General features: G+C 58.1%; 15 protein-coding genes and 5 pseudogenes. 7 read left to right on the top strand and 13 right to left on the bottom strand.

Translation table 11 applies throughout. From position 1 onward, the window contains the following. Positions 1–52: 52 nt before the first annotated feature. Positions 53–1,051 (bottom strand): AraD1 family protein, encoded by a 999-nt coding sequence (gene araD1 / locus ACY8GK_RS04005; protein WP_462402381.1) that lies wholly within the window; start codon positions 1,049–1,051, stop codon positions 53–55. A gap of 109 nt (positions 1,052–1,160) precedes the next feature. Between araD1 and ACY8GK_RS04010 the strand changes: the two genes are divergently transcribed. Next, positions 1,161–2,087, top strand: coding sequence for a LysR family transcriptional regulator (locus tag ACY8GK_RS04010; RefSeq protein WP_462402382.1), 927 nt, complete (start codon positions 1,161–1,163; stop codon positions 2,085–2,087). A gap of 57 nt (positions 2,088–2,144) precedes the next feature. On the opposite strand, the pseudogene ACY8GK_RS04015 reads toward ACY8GK_RS04010, so the two are convergent. Continuing rightward, positions 2,145–2,381: pseudogene (locus tag ACY8GK_RS04015) on the bottom strand (TIGR03747 family integrating conjugative element membrane protein); the annotation flags it as partial. A gap of 61 nt (positions 2,382–2,442) precedes the next feature. On the opposite strand from ACY8GK_RS04015, the pseudogene ACY8GK_RS04020 reads away from it, so the two are divergent. Beyond that, positions 2,443–3,586: pseudogene (locus ACY8GK_RS04020) on the top strand (IS3 family transposase). A 40-nt stretch (positions 3,587–3,626) separates the two neighbouring features. Here ACY8GK_RS04020 and ACY8GK_RS04025 read toward each other — a convergent pair. Together ACY8GK_RS04025 and ACY8GK_RS04030 are read right to left on the bottom strand one after the other, a co-directional pair. Beyond that, positions 3,627–3,910, bottom strand: a pseudogene (locus tag ACY8GK_RS04025) (IS66 family transposase); the annotation flags it as partial. 38 nt (positions 3,911–3,948) lie between these two features. Beyond that, a complete protein-coding gene (locus ACY8GK_RS04030; RefSeq protein WP_462402383.1) occupies positions 3,949–4,722 on the bottom strand; it encodes an AraC family transcriptional regulator in 774 nt (257 codons plus the stop codon). Positions 4,723–4,813: 91 nt separating this feature from the next. On the opposite strand from ACY8GK_RS04030, the gene ACY8GK_RS04035 reads away from it, so the two are divergent. Then, positions 4,814–5,716 carry an ATP-binding protein gene (locus ACY8GK_RS04035; RefSeq protein WP_462402384.1) on the top strand — a complete coding sequence of 301 codons (903 nt, stop codon included), beginning with the start codon at positions 4,814–4,816 and terminating at the stop codon, positions 5,714–5,716. Between the two features lie 3 nt (positions 5,717–5,719). Here ACY8GK_RS04035 and ACY8GK_RS04040 read toward each other — a convergent pair. Both ACY8GK_RS04040 and ACY8GK_RS04045 read right to left on the bottom strand, forming a co-directional pair. After that, a pseudogene (locus ACY8GK_RS04040) lies at positions 5,720–6,139 on the bottom strand (PrpF domain-containing protein); the annotation flags it as partial. A 63-nt stretch (positions 6,140–6,202) separates the two neighbouring features. Then, positions 6,203–6,410 (bottom strand): annotated as a pseudogene (locus tag ACY8GK_RS04045) (aromatic acid/H+ symport family MFS transporter); the annotation flags it as partial. A 2-nt stretch (positions 6,411–6,412) separates the two neighbouring features. Between ACY8GK_RS04045 and ACY8GK_RS04050 the strand changes: the two are divergent. Beyond that, positions 6,413–6,820 (top strand): LysR substrate-binding domain-containing protein, encoded by a 408-nt coding sequence (locus ACY8GK_RS04050; RefSeq protein WP_462402385.1) that lies wholly within the window; start codon positions 6,413–6,415, stop codon positions 6,818–6,820. Here the strand turns inward: ACY8GK_RS04050 and ACY8GK_RS04055 are convergent. Beyond that, positions 6,809–7,447, bottom strand: coding sequence for a cupin domain-containing protein (locus ACY8GK_RS04055; protein ID WP_462402386.1), 639 nt, complete (start codon positions 7,445–7,447; stop codon positions 6,809–6,811). The genes ACY8GK_RS04050 and ACY8GK_RS04055 overlap by 12 nt on opposite strands. 270 nt (positions 7,448–7,717) lie before the next feature. Between ACY8GK_RS04055 and ACY8GK_RS04060 the strand changes: the two genes are divergently transcribed. Then, a complete protein-coding gene (locus tag ACY8GK_RS04060) occupies positions 7,718–8,092 on the top strand; it encodes a Rid family detoxifying hydrolase (protein WP_462402387.1) in 375 nt (124 codons plus the stop codon). 126 nt (positions 8,093–8,218) lie between these two features. Here the strand turns inward: ACY8GK_RS04060 and ACY8GK_RS04065 are convergent, their stop codons facing one another. Then, complete coding sequence (locus ACY8GK_RS04065) at positions 8,219–9,097, bottom strand: LysR family transcriptional regulator (protein WP_462402388.1); 879 nt, start codon at positions 9,095–9,097, stop codon at positions 8,219–8,221. A gap of 97 nt (positions 9,098–9,194) precedes the next feature. Here ACY8GK_RS04065 and ACY8GK_RS04070 point away from each other — a divergent pair, with 97 nt between their 5' ends. Both ACY8GK_RS04070 and ACY8GK_RS04075 read left to right on the top strand, forming a co-directional pair. Further along, positions 9,195–9,872 (top strand): nitroreductase, encoded by a 678-nt coding sequence (locus ACY8GK_RS04070; RefSeq protein ID WP_462402389.1) that lies wholly within the window; start codon positions 9,195–9,197, stop codon positions 9,870–9,872. Positions 9,873–9,919: 47 nt separating this feature from the next. Beyond that, positions 9,920–10,900, top strand: coding sequence for an NADPH:quinone oxidoreductase family protein (locus ACY8GK_RS04075; protein WP_462402390.1), 981 nt, complete (start codon positions 9,920–9,922; stop codon positions 10,898–10,900). 72 nt (positions 10,901–10,972) lie between these two features. Here the strand turns inward: ACY8GK_RS04075 and ACY8GK_RS04080 are convergent, their stop codons facing one another. From ACY8GK_RS04080 to ACY8GK_RS04100, 5 genes are all read right to left on the bottom strand, one after another. Beyond that, entirely contained in the window at positions 10,973–12,046 is a 1,074-nt protein-coding gene (locus ACY8GK_RS04080) for a CaiB/BaiF CoA transferase family protein (RefSeq protein WP_462402391.1), read from the bottom strand. Between the two features lie 20 nt (positions 12,047–12,066). Beyond that, positions 12,067–13,206 (bottom strand): acyl-CoA dehydrogenase family protein, encoded by a 1,140-nt coding sequence (locus ACY8GK_RS04085; RefSeq protein ID WP_462402392.1) that lies wholly within the window; start codon positions 13,204–13,206, stop codon positions 12,067–12,069. A 45-nt stretch (positions 13,207–13,251) separates the two neighbouring features. Then, complete coding sequence (locus ACY8GK_RS04090; RefSeq protein WP_462402393.1) at positions 13,252–14,526, bottom strand: OprD family porin; 1,275 nt, start codon at positions 14,524–14,526, stop codon at positions 13,252–13,254. Between the two features lie 66 nt (positions 14,527–14,592). Then, positions 14,593–15,912: an MFS transporter gene (locus tag ACY8GK_RS04095; protein ID WP_462402394.1), complete on the bottom strand. Its 1,320-nt coding sequence runs from the start codon at positions 15,910–15,912 to the stop codon at positions 14,593–14,595. Between the two features lie 153 nt (positions 15,913–16,065). Then, positions 16,066–18,711 (bottom strand): LuxR C-terminal-related transcriptional regulator, encoded by a 2,646-nt coding sequence (locus tag ACY8GK_RS04100; RefSeq protein ID WP_462402395.1) that lies wholly within the window; start codon positions 18,709–18,711, stop codon positions 16,066–16,068. Between the last annotated feature and the right edge of the window lie 2 nt (positions 18,712–18,713).

Genomic DNA, 18,713 nt, shown 5'->3' on the forward strand with positions numbered 1-18,713 from the left:
ATGAAATGCCGGGCGGCGCCTCCTTGCGCCTCAGTTCAGTGGATGAATCGGCTCAGAGCGGTTGTACGGCTCCCGGTTCCAACGGTTCCCGGGCGAGGCCTACGGAGTTGCACAGAGGCGCACCGAAGTCGTTCAGGCTTATCTCGAACACGTCGCCAGGGACGGTCTTGATCTGGTCAGCGAACGATAGGGTGGCGGTGCCGAAGAAGTGGATATGCACATCGCCGGGGCGCAGGAACTGTGAATATTTGAAGTGGTGGTACTCTAGGTTTTCTAGGGAGTGGCACATGTTGTCCTCGCCGCTAAGGAAGGGTTTCTCCCACAGCACGGCGTTGCCACGGCGGATACGGCTGGTCCCTTCGAGGTGGCGGGGCAGGTCACCCACCCGTAGTTCCGGGCCGTAGGCGCAATTGCGCAGTTTGGAATGGGCCAGGTACAGGTAGCTGCGGCGCTCCATCACATGGTCGGAAAACTCATTGCCGATGGCGAAGCCCAGGCGGTATGGCAGGCCATCATCACCGATCACGTAGAGCCCCGCCAGCTCCGGTTCCTCCCCTGCGTCTTCGGCGAAGGAAGGGCTCTGCAAGGCCTGGCCGGGGCGTGCGACGATGGAGCCATCGCCCTTGTAGAACCACTCCGGTTGGGCACCGACGGATCCTGCGGCCGGCCTGCCGCCCTCGATGCCCCACTGGAACATCCGCGAAGTGTCAGTCTGGGCGACGCTGTCGGTGGCTTTCTGCTGGTGCATCTTGTCGCGGGTCGAGGCGCTGCCCAAGTGCGTCAGGCCGGTGCCGGTGATCAGGCAGTGGGCCGGGTCTTCGTGATCCAGTGGCGGCAGCACGCGGCATTCGGCCAGGGCGAGGGGATAACTTTCAGTACTGCTGTCCAGGCCGCGTTCCAGCACTTCAGCACTGAGGCTGCGGCGGTTGCGGATGGCGGCCAGGGCCAGTTCGCGCATATGAGTGGTATGGCGGACTGTCTGGATCTGCTCGCCTTCGACAAGGCCCACGTGACGTTGAGCGGTTGCGGTTTCGAATTGGATCAGGCGCATGCGGGCTCCTTGTTGTTCTTTTGGGGATCAATGGAGGCCACTTTAAATTTCCCGCGCGGTGCTGCCTAATGACAGCTGTTCTTCTCGTGATAACTTTTAGTGATTCCCTATGCTGCCACCCTTGAGCTCCATGGCTTCTCGCCTACGTTTGCGCCAGCTGCGCTTGTTGATCAGCCTCGACGAGCTCGGCTCAATTCACAAGGCCGCTGAGGCCATGTCCATCACCCAGCCAGGCGCCACCAAGGCCCTGAACGAGATCGAGTCGACCTTGGGTGCTGTGCTTTTCGAGCGCACCACGAAAGGCCTGGAAGCTAATGATCTCGGCCGCTGCGTTGTGCGATATGCAAGACTCATCAACACAGACTTGGCTCATCTTCGCGAAGAGATGATAGGTATCCTCCAAGGCCACGGCGGGCGAATTTCTGTCGGCACTATAATGGGCGCAGTGCCCATGCTAGTGGAGGGCCTGGCTCTGTTAAGAGCAGAACAACCCGACTTGTCAGTCACGGTAGTCGAAGACACTAGTGATCGTTTACTGAGCATGCTGGATGAGGGCCGCATGGACGTAGTGATCTGTAGAACAAGCGTCAGCCGTCGACCGGATTTATACGAGAGTAGAGCCAAGCACCAGGAACAACTCGTGCTGGTAGCTAATCCAAGACATTCCCTTGCCGATAGCCAATGCCTGAAGTTGATGCAACTTGTGGGTTTCCGCTGGATTGTGTTTCCAGTTAATATGCCTATGCGATTGACCCTTGAGCGGGAGTTTCGAGAGGCGGGGCTCAGCTTTCCGCAATACCCGATTGAAACATCTTCGACCTTTACTACGTTGGCGATGCTGCGCCAAGATCCGCAGCTATTGGCTGTCATGCCTTTCGATGTGGTCAGATTGGACATTGAGTGCGGGACTCTACTGAGACTGCCTTTGCAGATAAAATCGCGTAGTGAACCTTATGAGATCGTTACACGCCGTGGCGTAGACCTGAGCAATGCTGCGAGGTCACTTATTGATTTTTTAATGGAAGACAAATTTTAGCCGGATTCGGACGATACGAAGTCATACTATTGGCGAGCAGATTACTGAGTGGGGCTGCTATAGATACTTCTTGAATGTCGACGTTGTTATGGCCACCATCCATCCAAGCACCGCAGCGCATGGCAGCAGCACCCAAATGGGATTTACCGAGCAGGGTAAGGAGAGGTAAATAACCCAGGGGCTAACCATCAAAGGCAATAAAGCTCGCTTCGCTCGGTGGTAGAAAAAGCTGCTCTCGCGGCCCGCTCCGAACTTGCGCAGGTCGCGACACATCAAACCATCGATTGTGCCTGTAGTGGTCTAATGAAACCGGACACCCATTTAGGCGAGAGTGCTCGCCACAGAGAGGTGTCTGATGACCAAGCAACGTCGTACCTTTACCCCTGAGTTCAAGCGCGAAGCTGCCTGCTTGGTGCTCGACCAAGGCTACAGCCATGCTGAAGCAGCCCGCTCGCTCGGTTTGGTCGAGTCGGCCCTGCGCCGTTGGGTCAACCAGCTTCAGCAGGAGCGTGGCGGCATCACGCCGACCAGCCAAGCGTTGACGCCAGAGCAGCAAAAAATCCAAGAGTTGGAAGCTCGGATCACGCGCCTGGAGCGCGAGAAATCGATACTAAAAAAGGCTACGGCGCTCTTGATGTCGGAAGATCTCGAGCGCATACGCTGATCCGTCAGCTTAGCGCCCATGAACCCGTTGATTTCCTGTGCGAAGTGTTTGAAATCACTCGCTCAACTTATTACGCGCATCGCCACAAAAGGCGGACGCCTGACGTTGAGCGCCTGAAGTTGCGCAGTCGAGTGAATGAGTTGTTCACACAAGGTCGAGGTGCACCCGGCAACCGCAGCATCAAGTTAATGCTGCAAGATGAAGGCGAGAAAATCGGACGATTCAAGGTGCGCAGCCTGATGCGTGAGCTGTCGCTGGTCAGCAAGCAGCCAGGGTCACACGCTTACAAGAAGCAACGGTGGAGCGGCCGGACATTCCGAATGTGTTGAACCGAGCGTTTGATGTCGACGCGCCAAATCAGGTCTGGTGTGGCGACATCACTTACATTTGGGCGCAGGGTAAATGGCACTATCTGGCGGTTGTCCTCGATCTCTATGCGCGGCGCGTGGTGGGCTGGGCTTTGTCAGAAAGACCGGATGCAGATTTGGTCATCAGGGCGCTGGACGTGGCGTACGAACAACGCGGAAAGCCCCAAGGGCTGCTGTTTCACTCCGATCAGGGATCGCAATGTGGTAGCCGTCAGTTCCGCCAGCGATTGTGGCGCTACCGCATGCGCCAGAGCATGAGCCGCCGAGGCAACTGCTGGTATAATGCGCCGATGGAGCGGGTGTTTCGCAGCTTGAAAACAGAGTGGATACCGGTCACGGGCTACCTGACCGGACAGCAAGCTCAGCGAGACATTAGCCAGTACCTGATAAGACCCCATCAGTTCAACGATGGGCTGGCTCCGGCCAAAGCTGAGGAAAAACTCAAAACTGTGTCCGGGATTAGTTGACCACTACAGTCCGATCTCACTGCCCCCGGTCTCGGCAGCACGTCAGCACCTCCTTGAGAGAGGTATACCGATCATGCCCACTCATCCGCGCCAATTGGATCGGGCTCATGATCGCAACCGCCCGTTTACCGCTGCGTAACGACCCGGCAAATAAGCAGTTCGAGCGGCCGAGTGACCAGGCCGTATCTGTTTTTCGACTTGATTGTCGTCGATGGGCACAGCGCCATCTTCCAGGTAGCGCGTCGCCGCTGCACGGTGTTTCAGTGTGTAGCCGAAGGCTTTCGTCGTGGCTGATTCGTTAGGCACCAGGTCACGCTGGGCCAACGTCCGGTTATCTTTCTGAGCGATTGAGCATCACCGGGTCACGGCGTTTGGAAGGTGCTGGGTGGCACGCCAAACTCTTTTCGGAACATCGCAGAGAATGCGCTGGGGCTGGAGTACCCGGCTTCCAGGGAAACCTCCAGGATATTTTTCCCCAAGGCCAACCATTCCAGTGCTACCAGTAAACGCGCTTGTTTACGCCAAGAACCGAAGCTCATCCCTAAATCTGTGATGAACCAACGCTGAACTGTCTTTGCGTTGACGTTGAGGTAAGAGGCGCATTCTTTGAGGCCCCAGTTGAGGGTGCCGTTAACAAAGATTTCGCGGCAGAGGCCCTTTAATCGCTCCCTCTTGGGACTTGGTAAGTACATGGGGCTGACCGGTGCTGCTATGACCTCGTCCATGAGAAGGTCGATCAGCTTGGCGTTTCTACCCGTTAAGCCACATTCTGTCTTGATCTTTAGCGCTGCGATGACGAGTTCCCTCAGCAGGGGGGATACTTCGATCAGGGCACACTCGCTATGAAGATGCGTGGCTTGACTCGCACTTATGTAGAGAGTTCGGATAGCGGATACCCCTATGCTTCGTGTCCAGTGCGGTACGTTGGGGGGAATCCATAGGCCATGGTTGCTCGGTACCACCCAGCATCCCTGATCTGTCGTAATAGCGAGCACACCTGAGCTGGCATATAGCAGCTGCCCTTCGCGGTGGTGATGGACAGGAATGCTCGTTCCGCTCGAAAGGTCGAGTGCCAAGGTGAACATATTTTTGCCAGGTTGGTGCCGTGCGGCTTCAATGGAAGGCAAGCTGTCCATAATTCGACGATCGGTGCCCTTCAGTGGTTAGACGGTAATGGCGCAGCTTAGCATCATCCACGGACTTCACTGCCACGCGTGCGCCTCTGCCATGAATAGCCCTTTACCAAACCCTACTGATATCACGCTCGATGTCCTTACCCAGCTGCGCCGGATTGCAGATTCTTTGGAGAGGGCGTTTCCACCCGCTCCGAGCTGTCAGCTTGATCCTGGTGTCATCGCCTACCAGTGGCAATATCGGATGAGGCAAGGCACCAGCCAAGCACTCCTGTTACCGGTTCCTCATCCAGGCCTGATCTCGTTTGATCAGCTTAAGAATATCGACCGGCAGAAGCAGCTCATCAGGCAAAACACCCAGCGGTTCGTAGATGGTAAACCCGCCAACAATGTCCTGCTGACCGGATCTCGCGGAACTGGTAAATCATCTCTGGTGAAGGCATGCCTCGATGAATTCCATCAGCATGGGCTGAAGTTAGTCGAGATCGATAAGGAAAATATTGGCGACTTGCCGGAGGTAATCGATATTGTGAGCCGAGAGCCTGGACGTTTCATTCTGTTCTGCGACGACCTGTCCTTTGAAGAAGGTGACATCGGCTACAAGAGGCTCAAAACTGTGTTGGATGGATCGATTGCGGGACAGGCGTCTAACTCTCTGATCTATGCCACCTCCAACCGTAGGCATCTGATCGCTGAGCGAGCATCGGATAACCTCTCAAGAACACGCGGGGATGATGGTGTGCTTCACCCAGGTGAGGAGATCGAAGAGAAGGTCTCGCTCTCTGAGCGCTTCGGGCTGTGGATCTCGTTCTACGGGTTCTCGCCCGATGAGTACATCAATGCTGTCAATCAGTGGCTGGCGACCTACGGCGTAGCCGAAGAGGCCTTCGAAGAAGCCCATGTCCACGCAATTCGATGGGCGACTCAGCGCGGGTCGCGCTCAGGGCGGATCGCTGCTCAATTCGCTCGTGATTACGCGGGCCGCCTAGTCAGCTGATCCTCAGCGTCCGGTCCATAGCGCCGTGGGGATACAGACGTAGCCGTCAAATAGCAGACGTGCCGTGCGAACCAGCCCGCAGCTGGCCAATGCCCCATTATCCAAGCGCACGTCGCTACTGAATTCACCAATGGGGTGCTCAACGGACAAGCGCTGATGGTCGCCAGCACCGACCACTGCAATTTCTTGCGCCACCGTGCCTTCGATCAGGCAGGCGGTGGCGGCGCAGACGGCACCGCACACGCCGATCGAGGCGTGGCAGCGGTGCGGGATGAGCGAGCGGGTGCCAAGCGTGCCGCCCTGGCTCGGGGCTGACACCAGGCACAGCTTTGGCACGTTGCGCTGGCTGACGTCATCAAGGTTCATGCGCGGTCCCATCTGCAAGCGGATCGACTCCAGGCGTGCGTTCAGTGCGTCATCGGCACCCTGGGCGACCGCCATCTGGCCGGATTTTCCATGAAGATGCGGCCAAGGATGCGGATTGCGAGCACTCATCACCGGGCCAAAAGCAGCGCACGCCCCCCCAGTCCTGCATCAGCGACGGAGCAATGAAGCCCATGACTGTAACGTCGAAACCGTCGAACAGCACGATCAGGAAACACAGCGCAAGGATCAACCACTGGTAAACCGAGACCGGGCGGCTGTCAATCCAGTCTTTGACGTCGACGCTGGCGTCGACAGGTGGGTTGTACATGTGTGGTCACCTTTTGTTTTTGTAATGGTGATTGCCCTTGGGTTGCAGACAGAACCAACGGTTTGGGACGTCATGGGCTTCAGTCGCCGCCCTTGCACCTAGCTGGTTGGCTATCTCGGAAGGGATACACGCCAGTAAGTGCCGATCATGGCCTGCGTATCAACAATTCCGCAGCGGTGCTGCAAGCTGCTGTGGAGCGGCAGGGGTTAGCGCTGGCGCGTAGCGTGATGGTACAGGATGACCTCAATGCGGGCCGGTTGATCCGGCCGTTGCTTGAAAGGGAAGTGGAGTGGCCGCTGCAGCAGGCCTATTACATTGTCTACCGACCCGAGCGTGGCGATTTGTCTAACGTGCGGGTATTTCGCGACTGGTTGATGGCCGAGGCCGGTGTCTTCGTTTCAGTATCCTAGGTCCAAGGCGGCGTGCTTGACCCAAACCTTGCCCCCTTGCTCGCCTCCCTCAAGGTGCAACGGGGTTGCCGGCGGTAGCCGCATCCAGCTCCAGGGGCGTAATGTGAAACCGTCGCCATGCAACGTGCCATTCAGGACGAACACTTCCAGGCCTTGGATGTTGTCGACGTTCAGGGCAACGCCAGGCGGTACATCATGCAACCAGACCTCTTCGTTCGCGTCGTGCCAGAGCATCTGACTGCCTTCCGTGGGCAGGTGGGCGACAACGCGTTGATCATCGTCTGCATGAAACTGGCGCAGTTTGACAAAAATCGTGCAGCCCAAGGGCGAATGGGGCGTGTGTTGGCTGCCTGGAGGGTTACGGACATAGCTGCCTTGCGGGTAACTGCCCCACTCATCCTCGAACACGCCGGATAGCACCATAAACTCTTCACCACCGGTATGCACATGGGGGGTGAACTGGCTGCCAGCGCTGTACTGAACCAATGATGTGGCCCTGGCCTGCTCTTCCCCAATACGAAATAGCAGGCGCCGTACCACGCCAGCCTGTGGGCTGGCGATCCAGGGTTGCTCGTCAGCGTGCATCAGCACGGTTGTCTGTAGGTTGCTGTTCAGAAGGCTCTGCATGAGCGGTTACTCGCTGTTCACGTTGTGCCTGGCGATGTGCGGCTGTCCTCATGATTGCCGCCCGCAGGGAGATGCACCAGCCACATTATCTTTAGGAGGCACAAATTTTCTGGGTATCAGGTGGCGATTGACGTGTCGTCTACACAATGTGTCCAGACATTGTGAGTCCCCAGGAGGATCGATTCGTAGAATGAAAACCAGCGCTTACGGTCTATCAGCCGTCGAGTGGTAGTTGGAAATTCTTACACTGAACTGGAGAGCATTCAGGCTATGCAACACATCATTGCCCAGCAAGCACCTGCCGCCATTGGTACTTATTCGCACGCGGTACGGGCAGGTGACACCCTGTACCTTTCTGGTCAAGTGCCGCTGGACCCCGCCACCATGAAAATCGTCGAAGGTACGGAGCGTCAGATCGTGCAGGCATTCGAAAACGTCAAGACCATCGTCGAGGCTGCCGGTGGAAAGCTTGAGAATACCCTCAAGGTAAATATCTTCCTCACGGACCTTTCGTGTTTCCCGCTAGTGAACGAAGTAATGGCGCGGTACTTCAACGCTCCCTATCCGGCGCGGGCCGCTATTGGCGTGGCAGCGCTGCCGTTGGGCAGCGAAGTTGAAATTGAGGCCGTCATCCACATGGGCTGATGGCGTTCGGGCGCTTCTGACCCCACGGCATGGAGCGCCGTTTTTAAAGCAGCGTGGCCAGGCATCGTTCTACCGTTTGAACGCCAAACGTTAAAAATAGCGTTGGTAATCTCTCATAGCGCATTTTCAACGACGCAGGGCCTTCAAAAATACCTTCACCTTTTCTGCTTCGTCCCGGTGCCGAAGGTAACTCGCAAAAACATCGTGATCGGCAAATTTCAGCGCGGGCAGCACACGCGTGAGCGTTCCTGAGGCGAGGGGGGCATTTGCCAGGTAGTTCGGCAATACCGCCAGCCCGGCTCCAGCCAAGCACAGTGCGCGCAGTGATGTCGAGTCACTCACACTGATCCTCGGATTGATCTGCAATTGTGTCCGATGGCCTTCCCAGGTGACCGGGAAGCTGTTGACAGGCGCATAGACGCGCTGTGCCAGGCACCAGTGATCGGCCAGATCGGAGATATCGGCGGGCGTACCGTGCTCGTGCAAATAAGCAGGCGCTGCACAGAGCGCCAAGGTGAAATGGTGGATTTTTTCGTAGCGCACTCCCGACTGAGCAGGTGAGGCCATGCGAATGGCCACATCGTACTCCCCATCGAGCAGATCCACATAGCGGTCAGAAAGATCAATCTCGAAACGCAGACGCGGGTACTGGGCGTTGAGGCGAGCGATCCTGGGGAGCACAAATGCACGGCCAAAGGCAGTGGGCATTGTCACGCGCAATACCCCTTCGGCACATAGCAGGCCTTGCTGCAGGCGGGCGTCAGCATTCTCCAGTTCGGTCAACACGGTGCGTAAGTCGGCCGCGTAACCAATGCCGGCGTCGGTGAGTGCGACTTTGCGAGTGGTTCTGACAAGGAGCTGATGTCCGAGGCGCTCCTCCAGATTGGTGATACGGCGGCTGACGGTTGATTGAGCGATGCCCAGGTCACGTGCAGCGCCACCAAAACTCTTGCACTGGGCCACAGCAAGGAACGCTTCTACTTCGGCAAGGGAGGTTATCTTCATCGACAAAACGCATTAGTGAAATCGATTTTCTACTATTTTAATCCGCATTTCGCAAGGATAGGATTCTTCCAGGTCTGAGAAGAAAAGGCGAGGCGCCATGTCCGCGGTAAAGCATGCAGTGATGAACAGGCACTCAATCCGTGCCTTCTTGCCACGTGAAGTAGACGAGGCGTTAGTGCGGGAGATCGTCGATACGGCCCGTTACTCTCCCTCCAGCGGTAACCTTCAGCCCTGGAAGTTGTATGTGCTCGCCGGGTCAAGCCTGTTCCGGCTCAAGGGTGAGGTTGCTGACACGCTCGCCCGTCATCCTCGTGGTGAGGGAATGGGCTATCCAATCTATCCGCCAGATCTCAAATCCGATTACCAGGCACGGCGGGTCAAGTGTGGTGAAGACCTCTATGCCACCTTGAATGTCGCGCGCGATGACCGCATTGGCCGTGGCAAACAGTTCGCTCGCAACTTCACCTTCTTTGATGCCCCGGTTGGCATGCTGCTCGCTGTCGATCGCAGCATGGGCCAAGGGCAGTGGGCGGATCTCGGCATGTTTCTGCAGACGCTGATGCTGCTTGCCCAGGAGCGGGGGTTGGCTACCTGTGCGCAGGCCTGCTGGACGCTCGTGCATGAAACGGTGGAGCGGCAACTGGATCTCCCTGAAGAGTTGATGGTGTTCTGTGGGATTTCCCTGGGTTATGCCGACCCCGAGCATCCCATCAATACCCTGCGCACCGAGCGTGAGCCGCTTTCGGCCATTGCCGAGTTTAGAGGCTTCAACTGAGCGGATGTCCCTTTAACGACCTGTAAACACCTAGACCGGAGAGACAGATGAAACGGGTAGAAACGAACAATCTGGAGTCGATTGATAATTACCGGATGGTACACGCACCTGATCCGCTGCCCGCGGCAGGCGAGCTGCTGCTGCGCATAGCCGCCTGCGGCCTCGGTTATGTCGACGCGCTGGAGTCGCTTGGGCGTTATCAGGTCAAGCCGCCCTTGCCTTATGTTCCAGGGCAAGAAGTCAGCGGCTGGGTCGAGGCGGTCGGCGAAGGTGTCGAAGGGTTTGCCGCTGGTGATCGTGTTATCACCCAGATCCACGGAGGTTTGGCGGAGTTGGCAGTTGCCCCGGCGTCGACGGTCACCCGTATTCCGGCGAACATGGATTTTGCCCAGGCAGCTGGCTTCAAGATCAATTACCTGACCGTACTGCACGGATTGCGTGATCGAGCCCATCTGCAGGCAGGGGATACCTTGCTTGTCATCGGTGCTGCCGGTGGGGTTGGCTGCGCTGCCGTGCAGATTGGCAAATGCCTGGGCGCCCGGGTAATCGCCGTCGCATCGTCAGACGAGAAGCGCGCGTTCGTGAAGCGCTTGGGGGCCGATCATGTGATTGACTCGGTTGCAGAGAACTTCCGTGATCAGGTCAAGGAACTGTGTGATCAAAAAGGGCCCAATGTGGTGTTCGATCCCGTCTGCGGTCCGCTGTTCGAGCCAGCTTTCCGATCCCTGACCTGGGGTGGCCGCCATCTGGTCGTGGGCTTTGCCGGTGGCCCCATCCCGTCGCTTCGTGCCAACCTGCCGCTGCTCAAAGGCGCTTCGCTGGTGGGCGTCGATGTGCGGCAGTTCCAGATCTACGAAGCACAAAAGAGCGCCGGCCATGTACAGGAATTACTGGCCTGGGTGGCGGCAGGGCGGTTGGCGCCCCCCATTGGCAAAGTATTCGGTTTTGATGCATTCGCGCCGGCGCTTGAGTTTGTACTCTCTGGCAAAGGCCTTGGTAAAACGGTGGTGCAAGTGGCCGAGGGCTGAATCTCGGCTGAAACGAACAAGGGGGCCCGATCCGGGCCCCCTTGTTCGTTTCAGCTTTAAGCGATTTGCGCCTCAGCTGCTCCAGCTTTGCAGAACCTGCTCAAGGCTTGAGGCACGGGCGGGTTGCGGTGTGGCTGGCGAGGTGCGAGAGAATCTAGGCGCCGGGGCGGGTTGAACCACACCCCCGACAGTCAGGAACGTTTCCCTGGCCTGGTTGTGGGCGTGCTGTGGCGCCTCCTCCCAATCAAGCACGGGTGCGAAACAGACGTCGGTCCCTTCGAGCAGCGTGCACCATTCGTCACGGCTGCGGGTGGCGATGATTTCTGTCATGGCCTGCTTTTGCGATGGCCATTTCGAACAGTTCATCTGCTCGGCGAACAGGCTGTCCTCGAGGCCGCACAGTGTGCGCAGCTGCTGATAGAACTGCGGCTCGATCGCCCCGATCGCTACGAACCGGCCGTCGGCGCACCGGTAGGTATCATAGAAGGGCGCTGCGCCATCGAGCAGGTTACTGCCCGGTTCGTTGCCCCAATGCCCCATTGCTCGCAAACCATGAATGAAGCTGGTCAGCAGTGAGGTTCCGTCGGTCATGGCCGCGTCGATCACCTGCCCGGCTCCGGAGCGCGTGACTTCATGAAGGGCGGCCAGCACTCCGACGAGCAGCAGCATGCCACCGCCGCCGAAATCACCCACATAGTTCACGGGAGGAGGTGGCGCTTCGCCCGGTCGGCCAATACTGTGCAATGCACCGGTGAGGGCGATGTAGTTGATGTCATGTCCCGCTACAGGCGCCAGTGGACCGGTCTGCCCCCAGCCTGTCATGCGCCCGTACACCAGGCGCGGATTGACGGCGTGGCATTCAAGTGGCCCAAGATGGTTCTTTTCCATTACCCCCGGCCGAAAGCCTTCGATCAAGATGTCAGCCTTGGCAGCAAGGGTAAGCACGTCGGCCTGCCCCTGAGCGCTTCGTATGTCGACCTCCACAGTAGGTCGGTTTCGACTCAGCACATCTGCGGGGTCGACTGGAGTACCGGGGCGTACGATGCGCACGACGTCTGCGCCGAGGTCGGCCAGCACCATTGCCGCGAAGGGGGCTGGCCCGATCCCGGAAAACTCCACGACTTTGATCCCATTGAGCGGCCCCATGTTTCCTCCTTTGGCGTTGGTCAGGCAAAGACCGCGCGTGCGATGATTTCTTTCATGATTTCCGAGCTGCCGGCAAAGATGCGAGAGACACGAGCGTCCTGGAAGCGCTGGCAGATCTCATATTCCTGCATGTAGCCGGCGCCACCGTGCAGCTGTACGCCCGCATCCATGACCCGCGACTCCAGCTCGCTGGTGACCAGCTTGGCTTTGGCGGCCGACTGCACTGAAAGCTCACCAGCATTGTGTTGGGCCACACAATGATCGACATAGACTTGAGCGACCTCAAGATCTGCAGCCAGGTCGGCCATGATGAAGCGGGTGTTCTGGAAGTCGGCAACTTTCTTGCCGAACGCCTTGCGCTCCGTCACATAGTCGCGCGTCAGGTCGAATCCGCATTGAGCATTGGCCAGCGAGCCCGCCGCGGAGATCAGTCGTTCCTCGACCAGCGATGTTTTCAGATACTGCAGGCCCGATGCGACGTCGCCCAGCACATTTTGCTTGGGGACTCGTACGTCATTGAAGAACAGCTCGGCAGTGTCCTGTGCATGAAGGCCCATTTTCTCCAGGCGCTTGCCGCGGGCAAAACCTGGCATGTCGCGCTCAACCAGAAACAGGCCAATCTGCCGAGGGTTGTCCGGGGAGGTCTTGGCGGCGACCAGCACCACATCGGCATTGATACCGTTGGAAATATAGGTCTTCGCACCGTTGAGCAGCCAGTGATCATCCCGCTCTTGGGCGCGGGTCTTCATGCCTGCGAGATCGCTACCGGCATCCGGCTCGGTCATTGCAATAGCCAGAATGCTCTCACCGGTAGCGCATGCCGGCAGGTAGCGGGCTTGCTGTGCCGGGCTGCCGAAGTGCTTGATGTAGGGGGCCACCAGTCGGCTGTGCAAGGTGTGATAGAAGCCCACTTCACCGAAGCGGTTATCTTCCTCGATCATGATCTGCTGGTAACGGAAATCCCACATCCCCAGCCCGCCGTGTTCTTCGTCGGCCCAGACCAGCAGATAGCCAAGTTCGCCCATCTTCTTGAACATCTCTCGCGGAACGATGCCTGCCTCACGCCACGATTGCTTGTGGGGCAATACCTCTTTTTGCAGGAACGCCCTGTAGCTCTCGCGGAAAATGTCATGTTCAGTACTGAAGCCGAAACGTTGCATACAGTCTCCTGTTGAGGGCGTATCCAAGCGGCGCCCTGACCGGTCTCACCAGAGTTTCCAGGTGTAAAGGATGTTCACACGCAGATCGTTGTTGTCGCGGAAGGTCGCCGCCTGGGTGAAGTCGTTGCGGTACCAGGCATGGCGGACCTTGAAGCCAAGGCCTTGCAGGGGGCCGGACTGGATCACATAGGCCACTTGGGCCTGGCTTTCGCGTTCATAGCGGCCGCTACCGCCCATGCGGTCTGGCAATTCGATGTTGTCGCCACGCATGTGCCAGAGCATGGCGGTCAGGCCAGGAATGCCGGCGGCGGCGAAGTTGTAGTCATAACGTATTTGCCAGGTGCGTTCCTTGGCATTCAGGAAGTCGGTGGCGATGGCACCCTCCACGGTTGGGGAGGGTTCGCTGCGCCCCATGTAGGGCTGGGCGGTGTCACCGAACAGGGCCATGTAACCGGTGCTGAACGTGTGGCCGCCCAAGGAATAGCGGAACACGACGCCGTAGTTGTCGTTGTCGACCTTACCGGCATTGGCCGCGCCGTCCTCTCTCGACTTTACCCAGCGAAAGTCGGTCTTTAGGCTACCGGGTCCCAGCGGCAAGTCATGCACCAGCCACACATAATCCTGGCGATAGATATCGTTCAAGGTCGCGTGGTAATAACTGGCAGTGAGGTTCGGGCTTGCCTTGTACTTCGCGCCAACATAGGTGAAACCGCTGGAGTCCACGTCGAGGAAGCGGCCATTCTGCGCCGTGACCCGAATGTTCTCGTAGTTGCTTGAGTCCCTGAACTTGATCCGGTCCAGGTAGCCAGCCATCAGTGTCAGGTTGTCGATGTCTTCCGACTGGAACGTTGTACCCTGGAAAGTTTGTGGCAGCAGCCTCCCGGGGCTCGAGTATGCAACAGGCAGGAGAAGTACCATTCGACCGCTGTTTAGCTTCGACTGGCCAACACGCATTTTGGCAATGCCACCGAAGGTACTGAAGTCATCTTCGGCACGTCCTTTCGAGTCAACGGGTAAGAGTTGCGTACCCGCCCTGTCCGGGGAGGAGTCGAGCTTTATGCCGGTCATACTGCTCAGGTCCAGCCCGAAGCCTACTGGCCCTTCGGTGTAGCCTGACTTGAAGTCAAGCGTCACGCCCTGCGCCCACTCGCGCAGTTCGCGTTTGAGAGCAGGGTTTTGCGGGTCCTTATAATCACGATCCATGTAGTAGTTGTGTAGCAGAACGCTGGCCGAGCTTTCGGTGAAGAATGGACTTTGTGCTTGGGCGGCAATCGACATTGGCAACGTGGAGATCAGCAGCGCTGCGGTGCGAAAAGTCATATAAAGGCTCCAGTCTTATTTTTGTTTGGAGTCATGCCATACTGTTGGCCTGCGTGAAAAGCGCGCTTAGTCTTTCTGCGTGCTCATCATCTGGCCAAAGTGACGGCGCGCGAACAGGAAGCCCAGAATCGCGACGGGCCCGATGACTGCGGCCATGGTGGCCAGCGCAAAGGCGATGGCGGCAGGGCCGCTGAATACCCTGTCAGCGAGCAGGCCGCTCAGGAATGGGCCAACGGTGTAGCCGAACAGGTTGATCACCAGCAGATTCACCGCAACGGTGCGTGCCCTGAGGCGAGAGGGGCTGATCATCTGCATGCCCAGGCAGGTCATCACCGAGATGCTGGGCAGGAACATCATGCAAATGGCGAATGCCGTGACCAACAGCCAGTATTGGCCCGACAACAGGCCCGCAATGATGGCGGGTACCGGAATGGCAACCGAGAGCATCAGAATCAGGATGATGCCATCTGGCCTGCCAGCTTTCTGTAGTTTGCCGGCCAGCCAGGGCAGGCACAGGGTGCCGAAAACCGAGGTGGGCAGCCCCACAGATCCGAACACATAGCTGGCATGGGAGGCGGTGAGTTCATGCAGGCGGATCAACAGTGTTGGAGCCCAGGAAATGATCCCGAGCGTCAACGATGAAATCATCCCGGTCGCAAGGAAGAATGGGATGAACATCGCTTTGTTACCGACGAGGAATGGCAACAGCGCATCAACCGTGGTTTTCTGTTCGGTGGGTTGCGATGTAACCCGTGCAGGCTCACGCACGCTCAGTGCAAACAACACCACCATCAGGAACCCAGGCAAACTCACTGCGAACAGGGTGAAGCGCCAAGCTTCCATTGCAGGCATCAGCTGTTGCGTACCTGCGTATTGGTACACGGCTCCGCCAATAAGAAATGCGCCCGTAGCCATGATATTGCCGGTCGCCATGTACAGGCTGGTTGGCAACGCTCTTTCCTTGCGCAGGTACATATCGCCGATCAGGGACATTGCGGCAGGTGTCAGCACGGCTTCGCCGATGGCGACACCCGCGCGGCAGATGAGCAGCGTGCTGAAGTCGGCGGTAAACGCCGATGCAGCGGTCATCAGCGACCACAGCGACACGCCGATGAGGATGATGCGTGTGCGGTTGCCTCTATCTATGAGGTAGGCGACCGGTATGCCTGCAACAGAATACAGAATGGCAAACCCTGCCCCCAGCAGCAGGCCGATCTGTGTGTTCGTCAAACCCAGGCTTTGACTGACGGGTTGAGCGACGGCGGAAAGGATGAAGCGGTCGACCATCGAGATGGCGTAGAAGATGATCAGGCAACCTACCGCGTACCAGCGGCCAGGGTGCACTTTACTGTCGCCATAGGTGAAGGACGTACTCTGCTCGTTCATTGCGTAATCCCATTAATTATTGTTGTTGGATCGGCGAAACTGCATAGCCGGACGCCAGGTTTGCCTCTGTGTGCAAACCGCGAGTGTCTAGGTCCAGTCTATGGAGAAGGGGGGCGAGGAAAATCGTCGTAAAAGACGATTTTCCCGATGGCGTCAGGACACCAGGCCCAGCCTGCGAGCCACGGCTAATGCCTGGGTGCGGCTGTTGGTGTCGAGCTTGGCGTTGATGTTGCGCAAGTGAGTGCGAACGGTACTGTTGGACACGTGCAGCCGGTCAGCCAGGTCGAGGTTCGAGCAACCTTCGGTCAGCAGTTTGAGTACTTCGATTTCCTTGCGCGTCAGCGGTTCTGCCAACGATGGCGGTAGTGCGGTGTGGCAGTGTTCGTCCACATCCACTGCGCCGAAGCCAAGGGCGAGGCCGCGCAAGTAGTCCGAGAGGAGGGGGTCCCTGGATTTTCGCGCTTCATAGGCGTGCTTGAACTCTGCAACAATGCTGGTAAGCAAAGGCCCCTCATCAATGAGTGTGCGCACATAGCCCTCCTGGGCGGCAAAAATCAGCGCCTCCTCGAGTTCCTTGTGAGCAGCAAGAATATTGTCGCAACGGTGCAACGCAAGCACCTTGAGCAATTGCAGAACCAACGCACGATGGCGCCGCCCCGATGCGTAGGCTTCGTCGAGGTCAACGTTAACCTGCTGTAGTGCTGCAACGGGATCAGCGAAATGTATGTCCCACCTCAGCCTGGCCAGTCGTAGGTAATGAATGTCGTGTGCCAGTAAGCGCTGGCGGCATTCGCGCGCCCAGATTGCCGGGTCGTCCGCACGTGTCAACTCATCCTTCGAGGCGGCTGCCTTGCCTAGGATCAGCAGCATCTTGGCGCGCTCAAGTTGCGCAGCCGCTGCCGCGCGGGGCAGCATTCGGCTGTGGCCGAGGTACTCCAGATCGGTCATCGCCTGCAGCGCAGTATCGAGATCGTTTTCAGCAAAGGCGAGCCTGCATTTGAGCAAGTAGATAAGGATCAGATGGTCAGGCACGCCGACCTCACGGGCCAGCGGCAGATAGACGTTGATCAGGTGCCGCGTTGTGTCGAGATCATTGGCCTCGTAGGTGGTCGCGGTGTAGAGCACTCCCGCCCAGGCATTGCCATGCGTATGTTTGTTGCGTGTGGCACGGGTGGCCTCGATGGCCAGCCGGAAGCGGGCAGAAGCATGGCGCAGGCGACCGTGAAGCAGGTCAATCAACCCTTCGGTGGTCTCCGAATACATCCGGTTGAACAGGCTTTTACCCCCATGCAGCCGGCGGGCCGTATCGAGCATCAACTGTGCATCCCTGGCATCGCCGATGATCAGGGTCTGGTGTGCGATCGCATTGAGTAGCGTGGCGCTGGCGAAGTTGTGCCCAGCCTGCATGTTTTCCAGGGCGTGTTTGCCGGCAGTGACAGCCTCTTCGCAGCGATCCTGCATGCCGAGCAATGTGGGATAGAGTGCGGCGCCATGGTTGCGTACAACCAAGTCCGAGCTGTCGCGCCAGTCGATGCGTGCCAGTTGTTCACCTGCGACATGGGCGCCCTCGGTCAGAGCGGTTGCCCAGATGGACATCGTGTACAAGGCCGGACGCGCTTCAATCAGGTCTTGCGGAATCGATGTGAACCAGTGGCGCAGCAGGCGCATACGACCTTGTTCCAGAAGCGACTCGGTGTGCCGCTCAAGCAGCCCGATGGCCTGTTCGAATGCCTGTCCCTGAACAGCATGATCGATGGCCAGCACAGCGTGCCCCAGGGCCTCGTAACACTGCGATGCCTGCAAGTGCAGGGTTTGCCACAGGCTGGGCGTTTCGTTGATCAACTGGTCGCGCAGAAACTCAGCGAAAAGGCCATGGAATCGCCAATATCCGCACTTCGTTTCTATGGAGAGTACCAGGCCCTGAGCTTGAAGCTGTTCGATCATCTCCCGGCTGTTAGCCTGCTGATTGAGGGCCTCGCACAATGCCAGGTTGAATGACCTCAGCACGCTGATGCGCAAAAGAAAAACTCGGACAGCTGCGGGCTGTTCGGCCAGGACCACTTCACTCAAATACTGGGCCACAGTGCCCGTCGAGCCGGAGAACTGGTCGATGAAGTCCATCCGCGACTCGCTGCGTTTAAGGGCAATCGCTGCCAGCCATAAGGCGGCTGGCCAGCCTTCAGTCTTGCCATGCAAGTGCTCGACATCTGCGAGCGAGAGGTTGCCCACGTTGAGTTGGGTGGTGAAAAGTGCCTTGCTCTCATCGAGATCGAAGCGCAGCTCACTGGCGCTGATTTCAGTGAGTCGGCCGCTGACCCGCAGCCGGGAAAGCGCCATGGGCGGGGTCGAGCGTGTCGCCACAATCAGGTAGGCGCGGTGTGGAAGATGCAGCGCGATTTCCTGAAGCAGTGCCAAGACGGATGCCTCCTGGATATTTTCCAGTTCGTCTACGAACAGGGCAAAGGGCGCTTTGTGGCTCGTCAGGCTAGTAATGGCATCGCAACCCGCTTGCGCGATGCGCAGATGCCTGGCGATCCTGTCCAGGCAATTGAGAAACCGCGACAAGTCGTTGTCAGTGGGCTTTGCACTGAGCCATGCAGTTGCAATACCTGCCTGAGTAAATTGTTCGAAGGCTTGCGCCAGGGTTGTGGTTTTGCCGAAACCGGCGGGTGCACACAGGAGCGTCAGTGTTCCTGCTGCCCGGGAAATCAGCGGCAGCAGGTGGGAGCGGTTGACTTGCGTGGACAACACCATGGGGCCGGTGAAGGTTGGATCCGGATCGCTGTGCAGGGTGAGCATGA

This window comes from Pseudomonas sp. Marseille-QA0332 (genome assembly GCF_054950175.1).